Source organism: Variovorax sp. dw_954 (genome assembly GCF_018449755.1).
In the GTDB taxonomy this organism is placed as follows: Bacteria; Pseudomonadota; Gammaproteobacteria; order Burkholderiales; family Burkholderiaceae_C; genus Variovorax.
The window spans coordinates 137412-163294 of sequence record NZ_JAAVVD010000017.1; the positions used below are offsets into that span (position 1 = coordinate 137412).

Sequence of the window (25883 nt, forward strand, 5' to 3'; positions counted from 1 at the left end):
CCGCATTCATGCCGTCTTCTCCTCGTTCAAGCCCAGCTCATCCTTCATCGCGTCCCGGATCTTGAACTTCTGGATCTTGCCGGTCACCGTCATCGGAAACTCCGGCACGAACTTGATGTACTTCGGCACCTTGTAGTGCGCGATCTGGCCCTTGCAGAAGTCGCGCACCTCGTCTTCGCTCACGGTCTGGCCGGGCTTGGAAATGATCCAGGCGCACAGCTCTTCGCCATACTTCTTGTCAGGCAGGCCGACCACCTGCACGTCCTGCACCTTCGGATGTCTGTACAGGAACTCCTCGATCTCGCGCGGGTAGATGTTCTCGCCGCCGCGGATCACAAGGTCCTTGATGCGCCCGACGATGTTGACGTAGCCCTCGTCGTCCATCGTCGCGAGGTCGCCGGTGTGCATCCAGTCCTCGGCGTCGATGGCTTCGCGGGTCTTCGCCTCGTCTTCCCAGTAGCCCAGCATCACCGAATAGCCGCGCGTGCAGAACTCGCCAGACTGCCCGCGCGGCACCACCGCACCCGTCTCCGGATCGACGATCTTGATGTCGATGTGCGGCTGCACGGTGCCGACGGTCGACACGCGCTTGGCCAGCGGCGTGTCGGTGCTGCTCTGGCAACTGACTGGGCTGGTCTCGGTCATGCCATAAGCGATGGTGATCTCGCGCAGGTGCATCTGCTCGACCACGCGCTTCATCACCTCGGTCGGGCACGGCGAGCCAGCCATGATGCCGGTGCGCAGGCTCGACAGGTCGAACTCCTTGAAGCGAGGATGGTCGAGCTCGGCAATGAACATGGTCGGCACGCCGTGCAGGCCGGTGCACTTCTCGGCCTGCACCGTTTCGAGCACAGTGAGCGGGTCGAAGCCGTCGTTCGGGTACACGATGGACGAACCGTGCGTGAGGCAGGCCAGATTGCCCAGCACCATGCCGAAGCAGTGGTACAGCGGTACGGGAATGCAGAGGCGGTCTTCCGGCGTGAGCTTCATGCACTCGCCGATGAAGAAGCCGTTGTTCAGGATGTTGCGGTGCGTCAGCGTCGCGCCCTTCGGAAAGCCGGTGGTGCCGCTGGTGAACTGGATGTTGACGGCATCGGTCGCCTTCAATGTCTTGCCGATCTGCGCGATGCGTGGATCGGCCGGGTCACCGCTCGCGAGCAGGTCGGAGAAGCGCAGCAGGCCTTGCTTGGGGCCTTCGCCCGGCTTGTCGATCCACACCGTGTGCAGCAAGGACGGCAGCTTGGCGGCGCCGAGTTCGCGCAGCATGCCGAGGTAGTCGCTGGTCTTGAACTGCGCCATCGACACCAGCGCTTTGCAGCCGACCTTGTTGAGCGCGTACTCGACCTCGGACGTGCGGTACGCCGGGTTGATGTTGACGAGGACCAGGCCAATCTTGGCGGTCGCGATCTGCAACAGCACCCACGGCGCGTTGTTGTGCGACCAGATGCCGATGCGGTCGCCCGGCACCAGGCCGAGGTTCAGCAATGCGCTGGCCAGCCGGTTGGATTCGGCCTGCAACTCGCGGTAGCTGAAGCGCTTGCCTTCGTGGCGGCTCACCAGCGCCTCGCGGTCGCCCTGCCTGGCCACCATGTCGTCGAAGAAGTCGCCGATGGTCTGCTCGATCAGCGCAATGTCGGTGGCCCCGTGGGCCAGGCTGGTTGTCGGGTTCATCCGGGATGTCTCCTCTGTGATGGCTTCATTGGCGCACGTTGACCATGGTGGCCTGCATCAATGCCACCACCTTGCCCTCGCCTTCATCGGTGATGGCACGGACCTCGCCCGTGCACACCGTCATGAGCTTGCCTGCGTTCTGCACCCTGCCCGTCGCCAGGAAGCGCTGGCCGATGGCGGGTCGCAGGAAATTCACCTTGAACTCCGCCGTGACGATGCCGCAGTCCGGTGGCGCGACAGTCAGCGCCGCATAGCCGCAGGCGCTGTCGACCACGCTCGTGATGGCGCCTGCATGGACGTAGCCATGCTGCTGCGACAACGCCGCGGCAAATGGCAGTTCGATGTCCACTTCACCGGCAGCCACCCGGACGATCCGGGCGCCCAGGGTCGCCATCAGGCCCTGCTTGTCGAAGCTGGCTGCGATGCGCTGCCGAAGTTCATCGGTCACCATGCGGCGTGCTCCTCAGGCCGTCTCGGCGAACAGCTCGCGGCCGATCAGCATGCGCCGCACCTCGCTCGTGCCCGCGCCGATCTCGTACAGCTTGGCGTCGCGCCACAGGCGCTCCACCGAGAAGTCCTTGGTGTAGCCCACCCCGCCCAGTGTCTGGATCGCCTCGCCGGCCATCCACGTCGCCTTCTCGGCCGAGTACAGGATGGCGCCGGCCGCGTCCTTGCGGAAGGTGCGCGCATGGTCGTTGCGATCGCAGGCCTTGCCGACCGCGTAGACATAGGCGCGCGTGGCCTGCCAGGTCGAATACATGTCCGCCAGCTTGCCCTGCATCAACTGGAACTCGCCGATGCTCTGGCCGAACTGCTTGCGCTCGTGGATGTACGGCAGCACCGCGTCCATGCAGGCGGCCATGATGCCCAGCGGGCCGCCGGAGAGCACGGCGCGCTCGTAGTCGAGGCCGCTCATCAGCACCTTGGCGCCCTGGCCTTCGCCTCCGAGCACGTTCTCTTCGGGCACTTCGCAATTGTCGAAGAACAGCGGATAGGTGTTGGAACCGCGCATGCCCAGCTTGTCGAGCTTGGTGCCGGCGCTGAAGCCCTTGAAGTTCTTCTCGACGATGAAGGCCGTCATGCCGCGCGCGCCCATCTCGGGCTCGCTCTTGCCGTAGATGACCAGCGTGTCGGCGTCGCCGCCGTTGGTGATCCACATCTTGCCGCCGTTGAGGACGTAGTAGCCGCTCTTCTTCTCGGCCTTGAGCTTCATGCTGACCACGTCGGAGCCGGCGTTGGGCTCGCTCATCGCCAGCGCGCCGACATGCTCGCCGCTCACCAGCTTGGGCAGGTATTTCTTCTTCTGCGCATCGGTGCCGTTGCGGTGGATCTGGTTCACGCACAGGTTGGAGTGCGCGCCATACGACAGGCCCACCGAGGCCGATGCACGCGAGACCTCTTCCATCGCCACGATGTGCGCGAGGTAGCCCAGTTCGGTGCCACCGTATTCCTCTTTCACCGTCATGCCATGCAGCCCGAGGTCGCCGAGCTTCTTCCACAGGTCGTGCGGGAACAGGTTGTCGCGGTCGATGTCGGCCGCGCGCGGCGCGATCTCGTTGGCGGCGAAGTCCTGGATGGCGTCGCGCAGCGAGTCGATGGTGTCGCCCAGGTCGAAGTTCAGGCCGGGATCGTGCATGGGTTTTTGTCTCCTGTGGGGTCACGGAACGCCGCGAGTCGGCGCTTGCAGAACCGCAGCTTACGCCCTGTGCCGCCTCAATTGGCGCCACAATGGTTGCAAATTGCGCCACCTGGATTGCCCCGCCCGATGTCTTCCTCTCAGCTCCTTCCGTCCGGCCGCGCGGCCACGCCGATGGCCTTTGTGCGAGCGATCGTGCAGGGCTACCAGCGTTACGGCAGGGACCCGGCAGAAGCACTGAGGCAGGCACAGATTGCGCCGCGCGAACTGGCCCGCCCACAGGCGCGCGTGACCGCCGCGCAGTTCGAGGCGCTCAATGCCCATGCGATGCAGGAACTGGACGATGAGGCGCTCGGCTGGTTCTCGCGCAAGTTGCCTTGGGGCTCCTACGGCATGCTGTGCCGCGCCTCGCTCGGTTCGCCAGATCTCGGCGTGGCCATCAAGCGCTGGTGCCGCCATCTGCGCCTGTTGACGGACGACATCCTGCTCGACCTGCACGTTGCCGGAGGCATGGCCACCGTGACCATCACCGAGCAGCGCGACCTTGGCGCGTTCCGCGAGTTCTGCCTGGTGTCGAACCTGCGCTTCCTGCACGGCTACGCCTGTTGGGCCATCGACTCGCGCATCTCGTTGCGCGAGGCCCGCTTTCCATTCGACGCGCCGCCGCACCGCGATGCCTACCCGTTGATGTTCGGCGGCGACCTGCACTTCGGTGCGCCGAAAGCCAGCTACAGCTTCGACGCGCGCTACCTGGCGCTGCCGCTGCAACGCGACGAGCGCGCCTTGCGCACGATGCTCAAGCGCGCGCTGCCGCTCACCGTCCTGCAGTACCGCCGCGACCGGCTGCTGGGCCAGCGCGTGCGCGAGCTGATGCGGGCACGCCCTGCGGAGGTGATCCATGCAGAGGCACTGGCCGCCCTGCTCCACATCTCCGCGCGCACGCTGCACCGGCAACTGCACGACGAAGGCGTGTCCCTGCAGGCGCTGAAGGACGAAGTGCGCAAGGACCAGGCCATCGAGCAGCTGCGCCGCACCGCGCGTCCCATCAAGCAGGTGGCGCTGGCGGTTGGCTTTCGCAACGAAAAGAGCTTCTCCCGCGCCTTCCGCGAGTGGACGGGCGAGTCGCCTGGCGCGCTGCGGCGCCGCGCGGCCGCGGCTGAATAGCCCCGGAACTCCACAAGAAGTAGCCACGCACCCCACAATGGCCGCTTCACCGTCATTTCTCCCAAGGAGGATTCGCGATGACCATCCAGATCGGCACTCTCTGCTACGTCGACAGCAGCTGCGAGGCCAGCCCCGCCACCCGCGGCGCGGTCAATCGCATCGTCGAAGTGGTGTCGGCGCCCTACGAGGCGCCGGACCTGAGCTACCTGCCCGGCACCTACTACGACGTGGCTTTCGAAGGCTGGACGTACTTCTGCCGCAGCGACAAGCTGCACCCCATCTCCGACCCCGGCGCCGACATCGGCGAATGGATCGAGGACATGCTTACAGCTTGACCTGCCGCAGCACGAGCAGGCCGCCCAGCCCGGCCTTGCCTTCGAGCAGCAGCTTGTCGCCCGCCAGCAGCGTCTGCGCAAGCGCCTGCGACACGCAGAGGTCGAAGGACACCGGTGAATAGCCGGCCACCTCGATGTGCGCCTGCTTGCCGCAGATCGTGCTGTTCTCCTGCACTTGCGACACCGACACGATCCTGCTCGCCCCCGGCCCGCTGGTGAAGCCCGCGAGGAGGTCGGGCACGAACAGCACGAACTGCGCCAGTCCGAAGTAGAGGACGAACGGAAGGATCACCAGGTACGGCCCCTTCGGCATGTGCCTATCCCGGTTGGCGTGCAGCAGCAGGTAGGCCAGCGGTATCGACAGCAGCGCCGAATACTTCCAGGCCAGCGCCAGCAGGAATTCATCCGGCAGGAAGGGTGGCAGCTTGCTGGCATAGACCAGGCCGGCGATGAACAGCAACGCGCAGGCGAGCACCATGCCCTTCTGCACGGGCGTGGGTTCGGGTCTGGAGACTGTGGTGATCTGGGCGGACGGCATGCAGCGGACGGTCGGGCCGTGCGCTGGCCCGCAGTGTGTCGGGAGGCCGCACCTTACGTTCGCAATGCTTGAAGGAAGCTGACTTGCGCCGCAGACAGTGCTGCAGCACGGCAAGGCGATCCAACGCAGTTATGCGTTTGATCGCGAAGTCGTATCAGCCCGACGATTGCAGCACTTCGTCGAACAGCGCGAGCAGCTGGCGCGCGAACACATCCATGTTGGCTGCACGATTCGTGTCGCCGGTCTCGATGGTTCGCACGCGCGACGAGGCTTCGCCGACGACTGCGACGCACACATGCCCCGGCGCATCGCCGTAGGGGCTGCCCATCGGGCCGGCTGCGCCGCTCTCGGCGATGCCCCAGGTCGCATGCAGCCGGTCGCGCATGCGGCCGGCGATGAAGGTGGCATAGGGCTCGGTCTCGGCGCGCATGCCGGCCATGTCCTCCGCGGTCACGCCGAGCATGTTGCGGCCGGCGCGCCGCGAGTAGACGACCGCGCCGCCAAGGAAGTAGGCCGACGCGCCCGGCACGGCCAGCAGCGCCGCCGACACCAGTCCGCCCGCGGACGACTCGGCCACGGCCACCCGCTGGCCCCGTTCGCGCAGCGTGGCACCGACGCGCGCAGCCAGGTCCGCCAGCGCCGGAAGGCTATCGTGGGTCGACATGGGCGATGTCAGTCCTGCAGTGCCGCCGAGGCATTCGTCGCGACGCCCTGCGCCACCGCTGCCTCCTGCTGCGCGACCATCGCGCGCTTGTAGCCCTCGCGTTGCTGCAGCCGCTCCCAATACGCTGCCACGTTCGGCGGGAACTGCTTCGCGAGATGGATCTGGTTGCCGAGCAGCAACGCATAGCCCACCGACACGTCGGCGGCGGTGAAGCGGCCCGCGCAAAGCCATTCGTTGCCCTCCAGCGCCGCCTCGATCCCGCGCAGGCGCGACAGGAACCACTTGGCATAGTCCTCCGCCGCCTGCGGCAGCTTGCGCTCGGGCGACTCGAAGTAGCGGTAGCGCAGCACGATGGTCTGCGGAAAGGTCAGCGTCGCCTCGCCGTGATGCAGCCAGTTGAGCCATGCGCCGTAGGCCGGCTCGTCGGGGCGCACCTGCATGCCGGTGCGGTTGTCGGGATCGCAGCGCACCGAGAGGTACTGGCATATCGCGGCCGACTCGGTCATGCGGGTGGCGCCGTCTTCCAGCAGCGGAATCGTCCCCAGAGGATTGAGGGCGAGGTACTCCTTGGCAAACACGCGCGGCGGAAAGGGCAGCATGCGCAATTCATAGGGCACGCCGAGTTCCTCGAGGGTCCAGAGCGGGCGGAAGGAGCGGGCGCTCATGCAGTGGTGGAGAACGATCATCGGAGAAGTCTACGGGCCGGCATCGTCCGCAGTCCAGACGCGGGCGTGCCCTGCAGACCCGTGCAAACCCGCGAATTCCGGGGGCGACCTGCAAGTCGCAGCGAGTCGACGCAAGTCGCGCTCCGTCAACGGCCGCCGCTCAAGCCGCAGGCTGTAGCGGGATGTAGAACTCGCCGCCGCCGGCCTTGAACTCGGCCGACTTGGCGCTCATGCCCTGCGCGAGCGCCGCATCCTCTGCCAGCCCCTTCGCCGCGGCGTACTCGCGCACCTCCTGCGTGATCTTCATCGAGCAGAACTTCGGTCCGCACATCGAGCAGAAGTGCGCCGTCTTGCTCGCGTCCTTCGGCAGCGTCTCGTCGTGGAAATCGCGCGCGGTGTCCGGGTCGAGGCCGAGGTTGAACTGGTCCTGCCAGCGGAACTCGAAGCGCGCCTTGCTCAACGCATCGTCGCGCGAGCGCGCACCGGGGTGGCCCTTTGCCACGTCGGCCGCGTGCGCGGCGATCTTGTACGCGATGATCCCCTGCTTCACGTCGTCGCGGTCCGGCAGGCCCAGGTGTTCTTTCGGCGTGACGTAGCACAGCATCGCGGTGCCGGCCCAGCCGATCATCGCGGCGCCGATCGCGCTGGCGATGTGGTCGTAGCCCGGCGCGATGTCGATGGTCAGCGGGCCGAGCGTGTAGAACGGCGCCTCGTGGCAGGTCTTCAACTGCTCGTCCATGTTGGCCTGGATCATGTGCATCGGCACGTGGCCGGGGCCCTCGATCATGGTCTGCACGTCGTGCTTCCATGCCACCTTCGTGAGTTCGCCGAGCGTGCGCAGTTCGGCGAACTGGGCCTCGTCGTTCGCATCGGCGCCCGAGCCGGGGCGCAGGCCGTCGCCGAGCGAGAAGCTCACGTCGTAGGCCTTCATGATGTCGCAGATGTCCTCGAAGTGCGTGTAGAGGAAGCTCTCCTTGTGATGGGCGATGCACCACTTGGCCATGATCGATCCGCCGCGCGAGACGATGCCGGTCATGCGGTTCGCCGTCAGGTGGATGAAGGGCAGGCGCAGGCCGGCGTGGATGGTGAAGTAGTCGATGCCCTGCTCTGCCTGCTCGATCAGCGTGTCGCGGTAGATCTCCCAGGTGAGGTCTTCCGCCACGCCGCCGACCTTCTCCAGCGCCTGGTAGATCGGCACCGTGCCGATGGGCACCGGCGAGTTGCGCACGATCCAGTCGCGCGTGGTGTGGATGTTCTTGCCGGTGGAAAGATCCATCACGTTGTCCGCGCCCCAGCGGATCGCCCAGACCAGCTTCTCGACCTCTTCCTCGATGCTCGACGTGACGGCCGAGTTGCCGATGTTGGCGTTGATCTTTACCCTGAAGTTGCGCCCGATCGCCATCGGTTCGACCTCGGGATGGTTGATGTTGGCCGGGATGATCGCGCGGCCGCGCGCCACCTCGTCGCGCACAAACTCGGGCGTGATGATCTGCGGGATGCGCGCACCCATCGGATTGCCGGCCACGCGCTTGGCGCGCTCGTCGTTGTCGAGGTATTCGGCCATCCACTCGCGCTTGCCGTTCTCGCGCAAGGCCACGTATTCCATCTCGGGCGTGACGATGCCGCGGCGGGCGTAGTGCATCTGCGTGACGTTGGCGCCGCTGCGCGCGCGGCGCGGCGTTCGTTGCAGGGCGGAGGCTTCGGCGCGCAGTTGCGCGATGCGCTCGCCCTCCTTGTCGGACATGCGTTCCTCATGCTTCACGCCGTCGTCGAGCGCCGCGCGCAGGCGGCCTTCGTAGCGCTCGGTGTCGCCGCGCTCGGCGATCCATGCGGCGCGCACGTCGGGCAGGCCGCGTCGCACGTCGATGTCGACGGCGGCATCGGTGTACGGCCCCGAGGTGTCGTAGAGCGACACGCGCTCGCCATTGGTCAGCGCCACGTCGCGCACAGGCACGCGCAGGTCGGGCCGGCTGCCGGTGATGGTGGACTTGGTGGAAGCGGGGAAGGGCTCGCGCGTCAGTGTGAGCAACGAGGCAAACTTGTCGACTGCATTCATGTGGGGCACTCCAGGTTGATGAGGGGTGCTCCGCGATCGCTCGACGGACCCCCGGCCCTGACGGCCTGTGGAATCCTGGGGAACTGCAGCTCTTCTTCCGCCGGTACTAACCGGTTCAAGTTCGCGGGTTCGGTCGCCTGACGACCATCTCAGCACGCTGATGCGTGTACCCCGGAGCGGGGCGGATTCTAGGCCTGCCTGCTCGCCGAACCCTGACAGATGCGCGCGGAGTTGTGTCAGGAAGTGAGGGCTCAATCGGCGGCTGCTCGGCATGGGCAAGGGTGTAGAGCCCCACGTCCACCCGCCCTGAGCGAAAGCCGGCTTCGCAATAGCACAGGTAGTACTCCCAGAGCCGCCGGAACGAGGCGTCGAAGCCGAGCGCCGCGACCTGCGGCCAGGCCTGCAGGAAGCGGTGCCGCCATTCGGCCAGCGTGCTTGCATAGCTCTCGCCAAAGCAAAGGTCCTTCCGCAGGCTCAGGCCTGCGCGCCGGGCTTGCGACTGCATCGCGGCGAAGGACGGCAGCATGCCGCCGGGGAAGATGAAGTGCTGGATGAAATCGGCTTGGCTGCGATAGCGGTCGAAGTGTTCGTCCGCGATCGTGATGACCTGCACGACTGCCGTGCCGCCGGGGCGCAGGCGCTGCCGCAGCGTCTCGAAGTAGCGCGGCCAGTAGCGCTCGCCCACCGCTTCGAGCATCTCGATGGAAACGATGCGGTCGTACTGGCCCTCCACGTCGCGATAGTCCTGCAGCCGCAAGTCGACCCATGCCTCCAGCCCCAGCTCGCTTGCCCGCCGCCGTGCGTGGGTCAGCTGCTGCGCGGACAGCGTCAAGCCGGTGACCTGGACGCCCGGCCGGCGCGCAAGCGCGAGGGCCAGCGCACCCCATCCGCAGCCGATCTCCAGCACCTTCGCGTTCTCTTCCAGGTCGAGCAACCCGACGATGCGCGCGAGCTTGAGGGCCTGCGCCTGCTCCAGCGATTCGTCGCCCTGCGCGTAGAGGGCGCTCGAATAGATCAGCTCCGGATCGAGCCACAGCGCGTAGAACGCATTGCCGAGGTCGTAGTGAAACGCGATGTTCTGCCGGCTCCCGCGGCGTGTGTTGGCATTGCCGAAGTGCAGCAGCCGCCCGAGCCAGCGCGCCGGCCAGGAGGCATCGAGCGCGCGGCCCCAGCCCGCTTCGTTGCGCAGGCCCAGGTCCAGCAACGCCGGCAGGTCCGGGCTCGACCAGTCCCCGTCGCGATAGGACTCCGCCAGCCCGATGTCGCCGCGCAGCAGCAAGCGCCAGAGAGGGCGCCAGCGATGCAGCGAGATCGAGGCCTGCGGCCCCGGGCCCGCACCGCGGCCTTCGATGCGTTCGCCGCCCGGCAGTTCCACCGTCAGCGTGCCGATCGACAGCCTTTGCAGCAGGCTCAGCAACAGTCGCCGGAGCGGCCAGCCGGCCCAGGCCGAGAGCGTTGCGCCCACCCACCCGTGCGGACGAACTGGCCGATGACGGCTGCCCGAGGATGACGAAGACGCACTCATCGTTCCACCGGCTCGACGATGGTCACCGCACGCGCCGGAGCGGGCGGATGTCGATGCGGACGCACACCCTTGAACCAGAGGCGCAATGCCTCCCAGTGAATTGCTGCCATGACCTTGAGCGTGAGAAGTGGATGAGAGAAGAAGACGAGTGCCAGCGCCGTATCGCTCAGCGCGCGCCGGCGGGCGTCGAAGCGGGCGGTGAGCACCACACCCTGCGCATCCTCGACCGTCACTTCGACGCGCAGGCCCTCCCTGTCGGCATGCGGCGGCTCGATGCAGAAGCCGTAGGCCATCTGCATCGGAAGGAAGGGCGAGACGTGGAACTGCTTGTCGCAGCGCTGCCTGATCTGCCTGTCGTCACGCCGGGATTCGTCCACCGCGACGAAGTAGCTGTGCCTTTCGCCAAAGGTGTTGTTGACCTCGTAGAGGATGGCCTGCAGGCCGCCTTCGGGGTGGTGGCAGAAGTACACGCTGAGGGGGTTGAATGCGTAGCCGAGGATGCGCGGCATGGTCAGCAGGCGGATCGGGCCGCCGGGGCACAGATTGGCCGCGACCAGTTGCCGCTCCACATGGGCCCGCAGCCCGTGGCCGTCGCCGGTGCCGTAGTCGCGCTCGTGCAGGCTGAACAGGTTGAAGCGGTTGAGCGAAAACAGCCGCAGTCGCTGCGCGAGCGCCCCAAGCTCGTCGACATCGATCAGCAGCGAGAACACGCGGTAGCGCAAACGATGGCGCGCAGGCCGCGACCGCTGGTGCATCACCGTGCCGACGTACAAGCTCCCCCCCGAATGCGCCTGCGGCGCCCGGGCGGCCGCCAGATGCGGCTGCTCTTGCGGGCCGTCCAAGCCTGCGCGGGCAGGCTTGGAGCCGCGGCCCTCAGCCCCCTCAAGGGGGCGCACCCGGCGGCCCGGCAAAGCCGGTTCCGCGGGTGCCCGCGAAGGGGCTTCGCGCGACTGGCCGGGTTCCCGCATTGCGGGCAGCACGCTGCGTGGTTGAGGAACTGTCATGTAGTCGATACGGATCGGATGCCCAATCGGATGCGGCCGGATTCGTTCGCCACGGTCCAGGGCCGGCGCACGCCGCCCAGCGCTTCCGCAACGGCAAGCCCGGCCTGCAGCCCGTCCTCATGGAAGCCCGCGCCGAAGTAGGCGCCGCAGAACCATGTCCGCTGCTGCCCCTGCAGCGACCGCAGCTGGCCTTGTGCGCGCACCGCCGCGGCATCGAACACCGGGTGCTCGTAGATTTCCGAGTGAATGACATGCGCGCTTGCCGGCTCGTGCAGGGGATTGAGCGTGAGGAACAGCGGCAGGTCCTCGCGGATGCCCTGCAGCCGGTTCATCCAGTAGGTCACGCTCAGTGCCTCCGGCCTCGCGCGGTCGGCTGCGTAGTTCCAGCTGGACCAGACGGCACGGCGCTGCGGCATCACCGAGGGGTCGCTGTGCAGCAGCGCGCGGTTGCGGCTGTAGCCGAAGGCGCCCAGCACGCGCGACTCCTCGGCACTGGCATCGCCCAGCAGCCGCAGGGCCTGGTCGGCGTGGGTCGCGATCACGACGTGGTCGAATCTCTGGGCCGCGCGGTTGACGTCGGTGCGCACATCGATGCCATCCGCTCGGCGCTGCACATCCACGACAGCGCTGTCGAGCCGCAGGCGCTCGCCCAGCACCTGGCCCAGGCGTTCGACATAGCGGCGGCTGCCGCCGCTGACGGTGCGCCAGGCCGGTCGCTCGCCGAGGCTCAGAAGCCGGTGGTTCTCGCAGAAACGCACGAAGGCCTCGGTCGGGTATTCGCCGATGCGTGCCGCCGGGGTCGACCAGATCGCGGCGGCCATCGGATAGAGGTGGTCTTCGCGGAAGGCGCGGCCGTAGCCACGCAGCCGGAGGTAGTCGTCGAGCGGCATCAGGCCGACGGCGGCGGCGTCCGCCGGCGCCTGGCGGTAGAAGCGGACCAGGTCGCGCAGCATCGACCAGAAACGCAGGCTGACGAGATTGCCGCGCTGCGCGAACAGCGTGCCCAGGCTGGTGCCGGCGTATTCGAGTGCGCCGTCGTCGATGCTGACGGCGAACGACATCTCCGACGGCTGGGTCTGCACGCCCAGATGCGCGAACAAGGCCGTGAGGTTCGGGTAGGCCGCCTCGTTGTAGACGATGAATCCCGTGTCGACCGGCACCGCGCCGCCCGCCGCGGGCGCGTCGACCGTGTTGCTGTGGCCGCCGGCACGGCCGTCCGCCTCGAACACCGTCACGCGGTGTCGCTGTGCCAGCAACCAGGCTGCCGACAGGCCCGAGATGCCGCTCCCGATCACGGCCACGTCCAGCACCCTGTCGTCGGCATGGGGCGGCTGAGGCGGCCGAAGGGGCGCGGCGGCGTGGGTCATGGCGTCATCCTCGGGTCTGCGGGTTGCAAGGCTTGGTGCTTGTACGCGGCCGATGGCCGGTCGGATCACAAATTCGCTGTGATCTAATCCGGCCGACTCTGCGTAAGAGCAGCATGAACACCGTCCGACCGCCATCGGCAGTGACCGCGATCCGGTCGCGCTCGCCCTGCCTGTCTGTCGTGACACTCCAGCAGGGCCGCGGACCGATGCCAACCATCGAGGAATTGAACGCCCTGGCCAGGGCGGTGGCGCTGGCCGGCGACCGCGAGGCCTTTGCCGCCCTGTTCAAGCACTTCGCGCCCCGCGTGAAGGCGTACCTCATGCGCTCGGGCACCGCCGAAGGGCTTGCCGAGGAACTGACCCAGGAAGCGATGGTGAGCGTCTGGCGCAAGGCGGCGATGTTCGACGCGGACCGGGCCAGCGTCTCCACCTGGATCTTCACCATCGCGCGCAACCTGCGCGTCGATCATCTGCGGCATCAGGGCCGGGCGCCGGTCGGCGTCGAGGACCTGGACTGCGACGCCGTGGCCAGCGATGCACCGTCGCCCGACGAGCAGATGAACACGCGGCAACGCGAAGTCGGCGTGCGCGATGCCCTGCAGCAGTTGTCCGACGAGCAGGCCCAGGTGCTGCGACTGTCCTTCTTCGAAGACCGGCCCCATGCGCAGATCGCGCGCGAGCTGGGCATTCCGCTCGGCACCGTCAAGTCGCGCGTGCGCCTTGCCGTGAATCACCTGCGCCGTTTGCTCGACGCACCCGAATCATGATCCTCCACCATCCCGACGACGAACTCCTGCTGGCGCATGCGGCCGGCAGCCTCCTGAACGGGCATTCATTGCTCGTGGCCACCCATGTCGAGGGCTGCGCGCATTGCCGCGAGCGCATGCGCCTTTTCGAGGCGGCCGGCGGGTCCCTGCTCGAAGCGCTGTCGCCGGAAGTGTTGCAGGCAGAGGCGCTGGCGCGAACCCTCGCCGCGATCGATGCGCCTTCACCTGCTCTTTCACCATCCGCGCCGCGCACGCCTGCCGAAGCAGGCGTCCTGCCGGCAGCGCCCGAGGGCATGTCCTGGCCGCGCGCGATGCGCGGATGCGTGGCCACGCGCTGGCGCTGGCTCGGACCGGGGATGCACTGGAGCCGCGTGACGCTGCCCTGGGACAAGGCGGCCAACGTGTTCCTGCTGCGCATCGGCGCGGGCAAGATGCTGCCCCAGCACACACACAGCGAATCCGAGCTGACGCAGGTGCTCTACGGCCAGTTCCACGACGGCCGCGCCCTGTTCGGTCCTGGCGATTTCGACGAGACCGACGGCAGCATCCGGCATCAGCCGACGGTGGAGGCCGCGGGCGAATGCATCTGCCTGGCCTCGGTCCAGGGCAAGGTGTTGTTCGATGGCGCGGTCGCGCGGGTGCTGGGCGCGATGGTGGGCATGTAGGCGCCTCGCCGACGACGCCTCCTACCCGGGTCGATCGCGTGCGAGCCTGCGCGTGATGGCGAAGGCGGCGGTGGCGGAGACTGCCGTGACGAAGGTGCCCCAGACCAGGTCGGCCAGCGTCACCTGCAAGGGCCAGTCTTTCAGCGTGGCCTGGTTGGTGAGGTCGTAGGTGGCGTAGGCGACGAGCCCCAGCAGCGCCCCCAGGCCAAAGGCCAAGCGCCCGCGCCCGGCCTGCAGAGCCGGCGCGATGGCGAACACGACGATGCCGGTGAAGTAGATGGCATAGAAGGCCAGCGCAGGGCCGATGGCGAACTGCTGAAGCATCAGGTCTCCCAGCGCAGGTCGGTAGAGACGGTCGGCCATCGTGACCAGCCACAGGGCGTCGAGCGAGAGGAAGACCACCGCGGTGGCGAAGTAGGCGATGACGCTTTGTCGGAGGGACATGGATGGGCTCGCTGTGGTTGTTGCGTGGGGCACTTCAGTCTTTCAATTGCGGTACGCACCTGAACCTCGAGCAGGGGCGCGGGCCGAGGACACCGGGTATTCCCCTCCGCGAATGTCCCCCGCCTTCGGCTCCTCCTTTATTTCGCTGCGGGGAACACCCGATGCCCTCGACCCAGGACACGTCGCGTCGTGCCGGCCGATCAACCGCCGCGCCTCCGGATCACGTCGATGGTGTGCTCTGCGCAGCGAAATAGAGGAGGGGCCGGCAGCCGCAGGCTGACGGCGGGGGGCATTCGCGGAGCAGAGTACGCCGTCGGCGTGATCCAGCGCACCGCCGACAAACTCAGCCGGCAGAAAAGATTGCAAGCGTCGGACTTGTTTCACTTCAGTCGATAGCTCAGCTTGCGACCCCCGGCGACCGTCGAGTCCAGCCCGATCCATTCACCGCCTGCCGAGTACCACACGTCGACCGGCCTCGCCGGCCCGGTGATGCGCCAGCGCGTCGCGGTGGTCGGCTGGCCGCGGACGTCGACGGTGCCGCTGCCGTCCCGGCTCACCTGCACCGCCTCGGTCCGGCCGGTCTGTGCATTGAACAGCTGCGTCTGGTTCCGCATCGAGGGGTTCCAGTAGGCGAAGCTCATCACGCAACCTGGCAGCGGCTGCACCGACGCACCGAGGGAAGCCGGGCTTGCTTCGTCGCGGGCTTCGGCATGCACGCGCGTCGACTTGCCATCGTCGTCGGTCGTGGACTGCAGTTCCACCAGGCAGTTACCGCGCCATCGCTCGGTCGCCTTGTGGCTGTAGCGGTAGGCCACGATGCCCAGGAAGCGGACCACGAAGTTCGCCTCGCTCGTCACCTTGCGTTCGTCGTCGCCCGATGCCGCGACGCTGAACCGGTGCTCGCCGATCTCCGCGTTGTCGAGCAGGACGCGGAATCGCCATTCGCCGCCCGTGGCTGCGGAAGCCGAAGCCGAAGCTGCCGCGGCCAGGACCCACGCGCGTGCTCGGGTCCGGGTCGACGCCCTCACGGCGACGCCCTGTGCGGTCGGCCCGGAATGAAGGCGTTGGTGCGCAGCACGTATTCGCGGTAGCCGGGGCGGCGTTCGGCAATGTCCTTCTCGAGCAGGCGCACGCCGGAGACCTGCAGCAGCAATACGGTCATGAGCACTGGCGAGACCGCGCTCCAGGCACCGGCCCAGCCCGCACCGGCCATGGCCACGAGCCAGAAGCCCCACCAGACGCAGGCCTCGCCGAAGTAGTTCGGATGCCGGGTGAAGCGCCACAGGCCCTGGTCCATCACCTTGCCCCGGTTCGCGGGGTCGGCCCGGAATCGCGACATCTGGAAGTCCCCGACAGCCTCGAAGACGATGCCGAAAGCAGCCAGCGCCAACCCCGCGGCATCGAGCCCGTTCATCGGCCCGCCTGCCGCCATGCCCGCCAGGAAGGGCGCAGAGACCATCCATGCCAGCACGCCCTGCAACAGGAAGACGAGGTAGAGGCTTTTCAGCGCGAAGTGGGGCTCGTTGCGCGCGCGGATCTCCCGGTATCGACGATCCTCGCCATGGCCCCAGTTGCGCCAGCTGATGAAGAGACTGAGGCGCAGCGCCCAGGCCACGGCCAGCACGACCATGCACAGGCCGCGCGCGCCGGGCGCGGCAAGCAGCGCGAAGTACAGGAGTCCGGCGCCGGCGATATAGAGGGACCAGGTCCGGTCCACCAGGCTCACGTCGTGGCGCACCAGACTCGCCAGCCATGTCAGGCAGGCCAGCACGAGCGTCAAGGCAAGGCCCGCGAGCGACACGCCGATCGTCGTCGAGTGTTCAAGCATGGGCTGGCTCCGGCACGGCCACGCCGTCGAAACGCATCGACAGCCAGACGAGCAGCGGCAACGCGACGGCCCAGGCACACGCCAGTCCGGCCAGCGCGGAAGGCGCATCGACGAAGCGCGCGCCGCCCAGCTTCACGCCAGACGCGAACGAGGCAGGACCCACCACCGCACCCAGCACCGCGGCCAGCCAGAGGCGCGGCCGGAGCCAGCGCATCGTCACGTTCAGCGCGATGGCCAGCAGCCCCCACAGCGCAACCATCCAGTACGGCGCGAGGCGCGGATCCGGCTGGCCCGACGGATAGGCGACCACGCCTCGCATCGCAGTGAAGGACTCGAACGCGAAGCCGATCAGGCATGCGAGGCCCACCAGCTTCGCTTCAGCTGCAGGCCGCGCGGACATGCCGAGGTGCCAGCCGATCGCCGCCACGACGCCGGCGGTTCCCGGCAGCGGAAACCCGTGCGCCGCGCCCAGCACGGCAGCGAACCATGCCAGCTGGAACACCACCAGGTTCGCGACCTGCATGGGGCGCGTGGGGCGGCCCGTCATGCGCGTTTCTCGAACAGGTAGTGGCCGACCCACCACTGCTGCCCGCCGTCGTAGCCGAACAGTTCGGCCACCGACATGAAGAACAAGCGCCAGCGCGTCCACCACACATCGGCGTCGTCGCCATAGACGTGGTCGAACAGCGGCCGCAATTCGCCGCGGCGCTCGTCCATGTTGTGCAGCCAGGCCTCGGCCGTGCGCTGGTAGTGCGTGCCGCTCCAGCGCCACCGTTGCAACAGGCGCAAATCATCCTGGAAATACAGGGCGAGGTCGTCGCTCGGCATCATGCCGCCGGAGAAGAAATACTTGCTCATCCAGTCGCTCGCGTCCTGCTCGACGAAGGCATAGGGCGCCTCCCGATATGCGAAGACGTGCATGAAGAAGCGCCCCTCCGGCAACAGCCACCGGGCCACGTTGGCGAATGCCCGCGGCCAGTTGCGCAGGTGCTCGAACATCTCGACCGAAACGATCCGGTCGAATCGCTCCGGGGTGTCGAAGACGTTGAAATCGCGCGTGACCACGTTCACGTTGGCCAGGCCACGCTCAGCCAGCTGTGCCTCGATGTACGCGCGCTGGGCCTGCGAATTCGACAGCGCGGTGATCCGGCTGCGCGGGTAGCGCTCGGCCATCCACAAGGTCAGCGAGCCCCAGCCGCAACCCAGTTCCAGCACCTGCTGGCCGTCGGCCAGGCCGGCGCGCTCGCAGGTGGCTTCGAGGGCCGCGACCTCGGCTTGCGCCAAAGTGTCGACGCCCTCGGGCCAATGGCAGCTGCTGTACTTGCGACGTTGACCCAGCACCGCGCAGAAGAAGGCAGCGGGAAGCTCGTAGTGCTGCTCGTTCGCCTTGTCCGGCAATGGCGCGACCTCTGCCGTGCGCATCGCATTGATGAACTCGCGCGTCAGCGACGCGGTGGCCTCTGCGTCGCCGCTGTGCAACTCGGCGAGTCGCGCCTTCAGCAATCGCTGGATGCCCAGCCGGACGACGCGGTCGGGAACCAGCCCCTGCTCAACCCAATGAATCGCGACGGCGACGTTTTGCGGCATGTGCATCTCCATGTCCGTGACACACGCGTTCGTGCGCCGGCCGGACATCTGATGCATATACGCAGGGCCGCTCCGATTGGATCAGCGCCGCGGCGCCGACCGGTTCAGCGGGGCTGCGATGCGGGGCGCCAGTTCGCCAGCAATGCAGGCAATTGCGCCATGTCGACGAACACTTGGCTCGCACCGGTGGCGCGCAGCGCGTCGGCGCTGCTGTGGCTCAGGCCGCCGGGGCTGTAGCCGAACACCGTGGCGCCCGCGGCGACACCTGCGGCGGCGCCCGTCACGGTGTCTTCGATCACCGCGCAGCGCGTCGGGTCGACGCCCAGCGATGTAGCCGCCGCAAGATAGACGTCGGGAAACGGCTTGCTGCGCGGCGTGTCGTGGCCGCTGAATATGCGGCCCTCGAATGCATCCAGCAGGCCGACCTTCTGCAGTTGCAATCGCACCTTGCCGAGGTCGGCGCCCGAGGCGCAGGCGATGCGGCCCTGCAGCGTGGCATGTAGCGAGCGCACCGCCTCGGGCGCGCCGGGTACTTCAAGCAGGTCGCGGTCGAGCGCCTCGTTGCGTCGCGCCTGGAAGCCCTTGAGCCATTCGGGCGTGATGGCCACGCCGGTCTTCTGCTGGATGAGCGCGGCTTCGTCCTTCACCGCCTTGCCGACGAAGGTCCGCATGCATTCCTCCAGTGTCAGCGCCCAGCCGAGTTCCTCGAGCATGTCGCGCAGCACGGTGTTGGTGATGGGTTCGGAGTCGACCAGCACGCCGTCGCAGTCGAACAGCACGGCGTCAAAGGGGAATCGGGGCATGCGCCGATCGTAACAACGCCCCTGGCGCGTTGCCGCGGGTTCAGGCCGGCGCGGGTTCGATCTCCGGCGCGGCCGCGGCGGCCTCCGCCGCCACCCAGGCATCGAGGCCGCCCGCCAGCACGCGCACGCGCGGCAGGCCCGCGGCCAGCAGCAGTCGCGCGGCGGCCAGCGCCGAGGCATCGTCCGGGCAGTCGCAGAACACCACCAGTTCGCGCCCGTCCGCCAGGGGCCCGAGCCGTTGCGGCAAGTGCTTGAGTTCGATGCCGACCGCGCCCGGTATGGTCCGCGTGTCCAGCGCGCGAGCCGCTGCGCCGCGCACGTCGATCACCGACGGCGCACTGGCGCCGGCCAGCGCCGCGCGCAGCACATCGACCGCGATGTGCTCGATACCGTCCGCCGCCAGCGCGGCCCGGCGCAGGCGGTAGCGCCATGCCATGAACAGACCCAGCAGCGCGCCGCAGATCGCAGCCGCGGCAAGGCCGATCTCCGACAGCACCGCCAGCACGTCCTTGATGGCCGCATGGAAGACCACGCCGACCAGCAGGAAGCCCAGCGTCCAGATCAAGGCCCCCGCCGTCTCGTACGACAGGAAACGCGCATTCGACATGCCCAGCGCGCCGGCCATCGGCGGCGCCACCACCGACACGCCCGGCACGAACTTGGCGGCAACCAGCGACAGCCCACCCCAGCGGCCGAGGATCGATTCGCTGCGCTGCACGCAGGTGTCCGCCGAGAGCGATATGCGGCACAGCAGCCGCATCACCCGGTAGCCCCAGCGCCGCCCGGCCAGGAACCAGGCACCGTCGCCCAGGACGTTGCCGACCACGGCGGCCGCCGTCACCGCCGCGAAGGAGACCCCTCCGCCCACCGACAGCCCGCCCGCCACGATCAGGAACGGCACCGCCGGCACCGGCGCGCCCAGGCGAGCCGCGAGCGTGGCGAGGAACACCACGGCGGCGCCCTGGCTGGCGAGGAGTGCGAGGAGATCGTTCATGGTTCGGTACGGAAAAGCGGTTCGCCCGCGGTTATTCGGCTGCGCCCGGTGCCGGGGCCGACTTGGCGCCGACGATTTCCGCCGGCGCATTGGCGCGCAGGTCGATGTCGGAGAAGAAGGACAGGCCGTGGCCCTGCGTGTTGTCCGAATCCGCCGCCACCGCGACCGCCGCCACGTCCGGCACCGTCGTGCCCGCCTCGCGGCCGAAGGCGCGCCGGTAGTCCTCCAGCACATTGCGCTTCTCGCTCACCCAGCCGCCGGACGCGGTGGTGGGGCCGGACTGCAGCACCAGCATCTGCATGCGGTTGGTAAAGGCATTCACGAACTGGCTGCCCTTGGGCTCCCTGGCGTCCCAGACGTAGCAGAGGATCTCGGTCGGCACATCCTCCCCGCTCAGCGCGCGGGCCAGCTTCAACTGGGCGCGCTCGGTCACCGATAGCCTTTCCGACGGCAAGTTGAAGAACAGGCAGAGCTTGGCCGCGCTGTCGTCGCCGGATTTGGCATGGAGGTCGGTGCCCTGCACGAACTGCTCGACGCGCCAGCGCCAGGTCAACGTGGGATCGCGCTGCAGCGGAACCAGCGTGCGATGGACCAAGGTGCCGTAGGACTTGTCGGATTCCACCTTGAGCACGCGCTGGCTGCCCTGCTGCACTATTTCGAACCTGGTCGGCACCTTGTTCGGCAAGCCGCTGAAATGCCAGGGTGCGGGCGGCTGGTCGCCGATCGCGTTGGAGAACGCGCGGATCGATTCCTCCGCCTGCGCAAGGGCGGCGAACCCGATCAGGCACAAGGCTGCCGCCACCGCCGGCCCATGCCGCAGCCCCTGTTGCTGTTGCTGCCGCAGCGGGATACCGGAGGATCCTTCCGTGGAGAACATCGTGATGTGCCTTTCGAGTCTTGCTGCAAGGGTGGACCGGCAAGCGCGCAACGCGGCTGAATCACCGGAGCCTCAGAGTGTGCCGCTCGCGCACCCGGAGATAAATACGTCAGATGGAATCAGTCTGTCACCGCCTTGCGGACAATCGCGCGGCCTGCTCCTGAGTTGATAGCGCATCACGCAAGCCTGGCGCGCCGGGGCCGCTCTTTTGGCCACCCGTGCTCCAGCCCTTCAGCCCAGGTCGCCATCGACGTAAAACCAGCGCCCACCCTCGCGCACGAAGCGACTGTGCTCGACCAGCCGGCTCGCGCGGCCGGAGGCATCGCGCTGGCGCGCCACGAACTCGACCTCGGCATGCGCGTCATCGACCAGCCGCCGCGCCCGCACCTCCAGGCCGAGCCAGCGCGCGCCCGCATCGAAAGTCACCCGCGACGGCCGCCTGCTCGCGTGCCAGGTCGCCAGCAGGTAGTCGGCCCGCTCGCGCACGAAGGCCGTGTAGCGCGAGCGCATCAGCGATTCGGCATCCGGCGCGGGCGTGGCGTCGAAGTCGTCGAGGTAGCGGCCGCAGCACTGGGCGTAAGGCAAGGGCTGCTTGCGCGCATCGGCGAGGCCGCAAGGGCATGGAAGGTCGGCCATTGGGATGGATCGCGGTCAAAGGAAGCGATTCTGGCGCCGTCGCCGGCAGAGGACCACCGGCGTTGGCATCGACGTGGCGGATACCTATCATGTCCTTTTCAGGGGAACATCATCATTCGTCACGGCCGACGTCCCGGCCGCCCATGCCAGGGCAGTCGCTGCCGGCGCCAGGGGCTTGCGGCGCCATGTCCGTTGCCGGGACGGGGTGCTGGTCGAACTCTGCATGCCGGTCGGCCACCGAGGGGCCAAGCCAGCAGGCCCGCGCAAGGCCGAGCCGACCCGCTCCTCAGCCGAACTTTCCGCAGTCGTTCCCGGGCGGCGTCAGGCCAGCGCGCGCTGGATCAACAGCTTCTGGATGTCCGAGGTGCCCTCGTAGATCTGGCACACCCGCACGTCGCGGTAGATGCGCTCCAACGGGAAGTCGTTGACATAGCCATAGCCGCCCAGCGTCTGGATCGCGGCGCTGCACACCTTCTCGGCCATCTCGCTGGCAAACAGCTTGGCCATGGCGGCCTCCTTCAGGCAGGGCCGGCCGGCGTCGCGCAGGCTGGCCGCATGCCAGATGAGTTGCCGGGCCGCCTCCAGCTGAGTCGCGCATTCGGCCAGCCGGAAGCCCACCGCCTGCTGATCAAAGATGGCGCCGCCGAAAGCTTGCCGCTCCTTGGCATAGGCCAGCGCCACCTCGAAGGCGCTACGGGCCATGCCCACGCTTTGCGCGGCGATGCCGATGCGCCCGCCTTCCAGCGCGCCCAGGGCGATCTTGTAGCCCTCGCCCTCCTGGCCGACCAGGTTTTCCGACGGAATGCGGCAAGCGTCGAAATTGATCTGCGCCGTGTCGCTGCTGTGCTGGCCGAGCTTGTCCTCCAGCCGCGCCACGTTGTAGCCGGGCGCGTTGGTGGGCACGATGAAGGCGCTCATGCCCTTCTTGCCGGCGGCCTTGTCGGTCATGGCGATGACGATGGCCACCTGGCCGTTCTTGCCGCTGGTGATGAACTGCTTGACGCCGTCGATCACATAGCCATCGCCATCGCGCCTGGCCGTGGTGCGCAGGGACGATGCGTCGCTGCCGGCCTGCGGTTCCGTCAGGCAGAAGGCGCCGAGCATCTGGCCCTGCGCCAGCGGATGCAGCCACTGCTTCTTCTGCTGCGCGTTGCCGTAGCGCATGAGGATGGCGTTGACCGGGCAGTTGGTGACGCTGATGGCAGTGCTGGTGCCCCCATCGCCGGCGGCTATTTCCTCGAGCACGAGCGCGAGCGTGAGGTAGTCGAGTCCGGCGCCGCCGTCTTCCTCGGGCACGCAGATGCCGTACGCGCCGAGCGCGGCCAGGCCCTGGTGCACGGCCTTGGGGAAGCTGTGGTCGCGGTCCCACGTGGGCGCGTGCGGCCACAGCTCGGCTTGGGCAAAGTCGCGGACGGCGTCGCGGATGGCTTCCTGGTCGGGGGTCAGCAGCATGGCGTTGTATCTCGTGGTAGACCCGGAATCGGCAGCTGTGCCGAAACCAGGTTGTTGTTCAGGGCGCAGTCGTGCGCTCGTCGGCGAGTTGCGCACGGTAGCGCGCGAGCATCTCGGCTTGGGATTCAGGCGCTGCATCGGCGCGCATCTGGTCGTGGATCATCTGGCCCATCGTCGGCAATGCATCGCGCGCGGGCCAGGTGCGCGGCTGCCACAACTCGGAGCGCATGAAGGCCTTGGCGCAATGCAGGTACGCCTCCTGCACGCACACCTCGATCACGAGCTTCGGCCGCTGGCGTTCCTGCGCGAACAGGTCGACGAAGGCAGGTTCGTCACGCAGGCGCCCGGTGCCGTTGACCCGCAGCGTCTCGTCAACGCCCGGGACCATGAAAATCACGCCGATGCGCGGGTCGGCCAGCAGGTTCTCCAGCGTGTCGAGGCGGTTGTTGCCGCCGCTGTCGGGCAGCAGCAGGGTGGAAGCATCCGGCACCTTGACGAAGCCCGGTGCGCCACCGCGTGGCGACGCATCGAGCAGGCAGTCCGAGGTGCCCGCGCTCGCCACCACGCAGAACGGCGACAGTTCGATGAACCGCCTGCAATGCACGTCCAATTGCGCCAATTGCTTGCGCACGGCCCGTTCGCCCGGTGCGGCATACAAGGCGCGCAGTTCGGAGAGCGTGCCGATCATGCCTACTTGCCTTGCCCCAGGTCCATGATCATTCGTGCAGCCATGTAGAGCCGGCGCGGGATCGAATCGACCACCACGTATTCCGCCTTGTCGCTGTGATAGCCGAAGCCCGGCAGGCCCATGCTTTCGATCACCGGCCTGCCGGACAGCGACGCATAGGACGCGTCGGTGCCGCCGCCGGTGATCTTCTCGTCCACCTCGACCGTGCCACCGGCTTCCCTGTAGAAACCCACGGCCTTGTCGATGAGCTTCCGGCCACCCTCGCCGCCGTAGAACGCGGGGCGTCCGCGCGTGACGACGATCGAGACTTCGGCGCCCGGCACCTTCTTCTTCTGCGCGCGCTCTTCCAGCGTCTTCATCGCTGCTTCGAAATCTTCGTTGCGCGCGTAGCGCACGTCGGCGTTCACCGTCGCGCTTTCGGGAATGATGTTGTTGGCCGGGCCACCGCCCTTGATGATGGTCCAGTTGAAGCGCAGGCCCTTCGATTTGTCGTCCAGGTCCATGGTTCGCAGCACCAGGTCCGATGCCTCGACCACCGCGTTCACGCCAAGCTCGGGCGCGGCGCCGGCGTGCGAGGCCTTGCCCTTGACGTTGGCTTGCACGTAGGCGATGCCCGAGGTGCCGCTCGGGAACACCTCCGCTTCGGCCGGGCTGGGCTCGAAGGAGAGCACGTAGTCGGCCTGTTTCGCCTCTTCCTGGATGAGGTCGCGCGAGCCGAAGGAGCCCTTTTCCTCGTCGGTGTTGAACAGCACCGTGATGCTGCCGTAGTCGCGTACGCCGTAGGCCTTGAGCAGCTTGAGCGTGTGCAGGATGACGGCATTGCCGCCCTTGTCGTCCGCGATGCCGGGGCCGTAGGCCTTGTTGCCCTCGATGCGGAACGGCGCCTTGGCCAGCGTGCCCTTGGGGTACACGGTGTCCATGTGCGAGATCAGCAGCAGGTTCTTGCCGCCCTTGCCCTTGATCTTGCCGACGATGTTGTCGCCGACCACGAGGCCCGCGGACTTGCTCCGCGCGACGGTGAAGCCCAGGGCCTTGAGTTCCTCTTCGAGAAACCTGCCGGCGGCGGCGATGCCATCCGCGTCGCCCGTGCCGGTTTCGATGTTGACGAGTCTTTCCAGCGTCTTGAGCACGGCCGGCTGCTCGGCGGTGGCGGCGTCGAACAGCGCGTTGTCGCGCTTGGGTTGGGCAAGGGTGGCCGGGGCCAGGAAGGCCGAGGCAAGCACCATCGCCAGGGTGGTGCGGAAAAAGGTCGGGCGCACGGGATCTCCTCGCTCGTGAATCGTTGTCTGCACAAAGCCCCCTGCGCACAGGCGGCAGTCTGCCTCAAAGCACTTCGAGCGCCACGGCCGTGCCTTCGCCGCCGCCGATGCAAAGCGTGGCCACGCCGCGCTTCAGCCCGCGCGACTTCAGCGCATGGATCAGCGTGACCATGATGCGCGCGCCGCTGGCGCCGATCGGGTGGCCCAGCGCGCAGGCGCCGCCATGCACGTTGACGATGTCGTGCGAGACGCTGAGCTCATGCATCAGCGCCATCGGCACCACGGCAAAGGCCTCGTTGACTTCCCACAGGTCCACGTCCTTCACGCTCCAGCCGGTCTTCTTGAACAGCTTGCCCACGGCGCCCACCGGCGCGGTCGAGAACCATTCGGGCTGCTGTGCGTGCGTGGCATGGCCGACCAGGCGTGCAAGCGGCTTCGCGCCGATCTTCTTCGCATGCGACTCGGTCATCATCACCAGCGCGGCGGCGCCGTCGTTGATGGAGGAACTGGATGCGGCCGTGATGGTGCCGCCGTCTTTCTTGAACGCGGGCTTCAGCGTCTTGATCTTGTCGAGCTTGACCTTGCCAGGGCCTTCGTCGATCGAGACGACCGTGTCGCCACCGCGGCCCTTCACCGTGACCGGCGTGATCTCGTCCTTGAACAGCCCGGTGTCGGTCGCCTTCTTCGCGCGCTCGACGCTGGCGATGGCAAACGCATCCTGCTGCTCGCGCGTGAAGCTGTACTTGGCCGCGCAGTCCTCGCCGAAAGTGCCCATCGAGCGGCCCGGCTGGTACGCGTCTTCGAGGCCGTCAAGCATCATGTGGTCGAAGATCCGGTCGTGGCCCATGCGGTAGCCGCCGCGGCCCTTGAGCATGAGGTAGGGCGCATTGGTCATGCTCTCCATGCCGCCCGCGACCATCACATCGTGCGTGCCGGCCAGCAGCATGTCGTGCGCCATCATCGCGGCCTTCATGGCCGAGCCGCACATCTTGCTCAACGTGACTGCCCCCGCGCCGTCGGGCAGCCCGCCCTTGTAGGCCGCCTGCCGTGCCGGCGCCTGGCCCTGCCCCGCCATCAGGCAGTTGCCGAACAGCACCTCGCCGACCGAGTCCGGCGCAACGCCGGCGCGCTCGATGGCGGCCCTGATTGCCGCGCCGCCGAGGTCGTGCGCGGCCAATGAAGAAAAGTCGCCCTGGAAGCCGCCCATGGGGGTGCGCGCGGCGCCGACGATAACGATGGATTCAGACATAGACGGTCT

26 protein-coding genes, 1 pseudogene and 1 riboswitch are annotated in these 25883 nt (G+C 67.8%); of the genes and pseudogenes, 4 read left to right on the top strand and 23 right to left on the bottom strand.

The window, feature by feature from the left end; translation table 11 throughout:
- Positions 1-6 precede the first annotated feature (6 nt).
- From HB681_RS24220 to HB681_RS24230, 3 genes are read right to left on the bottom strand one after another with little or no spacing between them, the layout of a single operon-like run.
- Positions 7-1671, bottom strand: a complete 1665-nt coding sequence (locus HB681_RS24220) for an AMP-binding protein (RefSeq protein WP_213957419.1) — start codon at positions 1669-1671, stop codon at positions 7-9.
- Positions 1672-1696: 25 nt separating this feature from the next.
- Positions 1697-2122 (bottom strand): PaaI family thioesterase, encoded by a 426-nt coding sequence (locus HB681_RS24225; protein WP_213957420.1) that lies wholly within the window; start codon positions 2120-2122, stop codon positions 1697-1699.
- Positions 2123-2134: 12 nt separating this feature from the next.
- Positions 2135-3307 carry an isovaleryl-CoA dehydrogenase gene (locus tag HB681_RS24230; protein WP_213957421.1) on the bottom strand — a complete coding sequence of 391 codons (1173 nt, stop codon included), beginning with the start codon at positions 3305-3307 and terminating at the stop codon, positions 2135-2137.
- 129 nt (positions 3308-3436) lie between these two features.
- On the opposite strand from HB681_RS24230, the gene HB681_RS24235 reads away from it, so the two are divergent.
- Together HB681_RS24235 and HB681_RS24240 are read left to right on the top strand one after the other, a co-directional pair.
- A complete protein-coding gene (locus HB681_RS24235; protein ID WP_256354583.1) occupies positions 3437-4471 on the top strand; it encodes an AraC family transcriptional regulator in 1035 nt (344 codons plus the stop codon).
- A 77-nt stretch (positions 4472-4548) separates the two neighbouring features.
- Positions 4549-4806 carry a hypothetical protein gene (locus HB681_RS24240; RefSeq protein WP_256354582.1) on the top strand — a complete coding sequence of 86 codons (258 nt, stop codon included), beginning with the start codon at positions 4549-4551 and terminating at the stop codon, positions 4804-4806.
- On the opposite strand, the gene HB681_RS24245 is transcribed toward HB681_RS24240, so the two are convergent.
- The 7 genes and pseudogenes from HB681_RS24245 to HB681_RS24275 form a co-directional block, all read right to left on the bottom strand.
- The gene (locus HB681_RS24245; protein WP_213957422.1) at positions 4796-5344 is read right to left on the bottom strand and encodes a hypothetical protein; all 549 of its coding nucleotides are present in this window, start codon (positions 5342-5344) and stop codon (positions 4796-4798) included. The genes HB681_RS24240 and HB681_RS24245 overlap by 11 nt on opposite strands.
- A gap of 154 nt (positions 5345-5498) precedes the next feature.
- Positions 5499-6008: a CinA family protein gene (locus HB681_RS24250; protein ID WP_213957423.1), complete on the bottom strand. Its 510-nt coding sequence runs from the start codon at positions 6006-6008 to the stop codon at positions 5499-5501.
- An 8-nt stretch (positions 6009-6016) separates the two neighbouring features.
- Positions 6017-6694 carry a glutathione S-transferase family protein gene (locus tag HB681_RS24255; protein WP_213957424.1) on the bottom strand — a complete coding sequence of 226 codons (678 nt, stop codon included), beginning with the start codon at positions 6692-6694 and terminating at the stop codon, positions 6017-6019.
- Positions 6695-6833: 139 nt separating this feature from the next.
- Positions 6834-8729, bottom strand: coding sequence for a phosphomethylpyrimidine synthase ThiC (thiC, locus tag HB681_RS24260; RefSeq protein WP_213957425.1), 1896 nt, complete (start codon positions 8727-8729; stop codon positions 6834-6836).
- Between the two features lie 75 nt (positions 8730-8804).
- Positions 8805-8913, bottom strand: a riboswitch (TPP riboswitch).
- Between the two features lie 168 nt (positions 8914-9081).
- Positions 9082-10254 (bottom strand): annotated as a pseudogene (locus HB681_RS24265) (cyclopropane-fatty-acyl-phospholipid synthase family protein); the annotation flags it as partial.
- The gene (locus HB681_RS24270) at positions 10251-11096 is read right to left on the bottom strand and encodes a DUF1365 domain-containing protein (RefSeq protein ID WP_256354581.1); all 846 of its coding nucleotides are present in this window, start codon (positions 11094-11096) and stop codon (positions 10251-10253) included. The gene HB681_RS24270 and the pseudogene HB681_RS24265, both read right to left, overlap by 4 nt.
- Positions 11097-11254: 158 nt before the next feature.
- Positions 11255-12625, bottom strand: coding sequence for an FAD-dependent oxidoreductase (locus tag HB681_RS24275; RefSeq protein ID WP_213957426.1), 1371 nt, complete (start codon positions 12623-12625; stop codon positions 11255-11257).
- Between the two features lie 113 nt (positions 12626-12738).
- Here HB681_RS24275 and HB681_RS24280 point away from each other — a divergent pair, with 113 nt between their 5' ends.
- Entirely contained in the window at positions 12739-13392 is a 654-nt protein-coding gene (locus HB681_RS24280; protein ID WP_213957427.1) for a sigma-70 family RNA polymerase sigma factor, read from the top strand.
- Positions 13389-14057: a ChrR family anti-sigma-E factor gene (locus HB681_RS24285; protein ID WP_218628293.1), complete on the top strand. Its 669-nt coding sequence runs from the start codon at positions 13389-13391 to the stop codon at positions 14055-14057. The genes HB681_RS24280 and HB681_RS24285 overlap by 4 nt, the downstream gene beginning before the upstream one ends.
- A gap of 21 nt (positions 14058-14078) precedes the next feature.
- On the opposite strand, the gene HB681_RS24290 is transcribed toward HB681_RS24285, so the two are convergent.
- From HB681_RS24290 to HB681_RS24350, 13 genes are all read right to left on the bottom strand, one after another.
- Positions 14079-14501: a DUF2177 family protein gene (locus tag HB681_RS24290; RefSeq protein ID WP_213957428.1), complete on the bottom strand. Its 423-nt coding sequence runs from the start codon at positions 14499-14501 to the stop codon at positions 14079-14081.
- Between the two features lie 380 nt (positions 14502-14881).
- Complete coding sequence (locus HB681_RS24295; RefSeq protein ID WP_213957429.1) at positions 14882-15529, bottom strand: DUF6134 family protein; 648 nt, start codon at positions 15527-15529, stop codon at positions 14882-14884.
- Positions 15526-16329, bottom strand: coding sequence for a DUF1295 domain-containing protein (locus tag HB681_RS24300; protein ID WP_213957430.1), 804 nt, complete (start codon positions 16327-16329; stop codon positions 15526-15528). Before HB681_RS24300 ends, HB681_RS24295 begins: the two co-directional genes overlap by 4 nt.
- On the bottom strand, positions 16322-16876 hold the full coding sequence (locus HB681_RS24305; RefSeq protein ID WP_213957431.1) for a DUF2878 domain-containing protein: 555 nt from the start codon (positions 16874-16876) through the stop codon (positions 16322-16324). The genes HB681_RS24300 and HB681_RS24305 overlap by 8 nt, the downstream gene beginning before the upstream one ends.
- Positions 16873-17916, bottom strand: a complete 1044-nt coding sequence (locus HB681_RS24310; protein ID WP_213957432.1) for a cyclopropane-fatty-acyl-phospholipid synthase family protein — start codon at positions 17914-17916, stop codon at positions 16873-16875. The genes HB681_RS24305 and HB681_RS24310 overlap by 4 nt, the downstream gene beginning before the upstream one ends.
- Before the next feature lie 104 nt (positions 17917-18020).
- Positions 18021-18719: an HAD family phosphatase gene (locus tag HB681_RS24315; RefSeq protein WP_213957433.1), complete on the bottom strand. Its 699-nt coding sequence runs from the start codon at positions 18717-18719 to the stop codon at positions 18021-18023.
- A 40-nt stretch (positions 18720-18759) separates the two neighbouring features.
- On the bottom strand, positions 18760-19713 hold the full coding sequence (locus tag HB681_RS24320; protein WP_213957434.1) for a VTT domain-containing protein: 954 nt from the start codon (positions 19711-19713) through the stop codon (positions 18760-18762).
- 31 nt (positions 19714-19744) lie between these two features.
- The gene (locus HB681_RS24325) at positions 19745-20590 is read right to left on the bottom strand and encodes a DUF3047 domain-containing protein (RefSeq protein ID WP_213957435.1); all 846 of its coding nucleotides are present in this window, start codon (positions 20588-20590) and stop codon (positions 19745-19747) included.
- A 231-nt stretch (positions 20591-20821) separates the two neighbouring features.
- Complete coding sequence (locus HB681_RS24330) at positions 20822-21226, bottom strand: YchJ family metal-binding protein (protein ID WP_213957436.1); 405 nt, start codon at positions 21224-21226, stop codon at positions 20822-20824.
- Between the two features lie 321 nt (positions 21227-21547).
- On the bottom strand, positions 21548-22678 hold the full coding sequence (locus HB681_RS24335) for an acyl-CoA dehydrogenase family protein (RefSeq protein ID WP_213957437.1): 1131 nt from the start codon (positions 22676-22678) through the stop codon (positions 21548-21550).
- A 58-nt stretch (positions 22679-22736) separates the two neighbouring features.
- The gene (locus HB681_RS24340; protein WP_213957438.1) at positions 22737-23366 is read right to left on the bottom strand and encodes a pyridoxamine 5'-phosphate oxidase family protein; all 630 of its coding nucleotides are present in this window, start codon (positions 23364-23366) and stop codon (positions 22737-22739) included.
- 2 nt (positions 23367-23368) lie between these two features.
- Complete coding sequence (locus HB681_RS24345) at positions 23369-24625, bottom strand: glutamate carboxypeptidase (RefSeq protein WP_213957439.1); 1257 nt, start codon at positions 24623-24625, stop codon at positions 23369-23371.
- A 64-nt stretch (positions 24626-24689) separates the two neighbouring features.
- On the bottom strand, positions 24690-25874 hold the full coding sequence (locus tag HB681_RS24350) for an acetyl-CoA C-acyltransferase (protein WP_213957440.1): 1185 nt from the start codon (positions 25872-25874) through the stop codon (positions 24690-24692).
- Between the last annotated feature and the right edge of the window lie 9 nt (positions 25875-25883).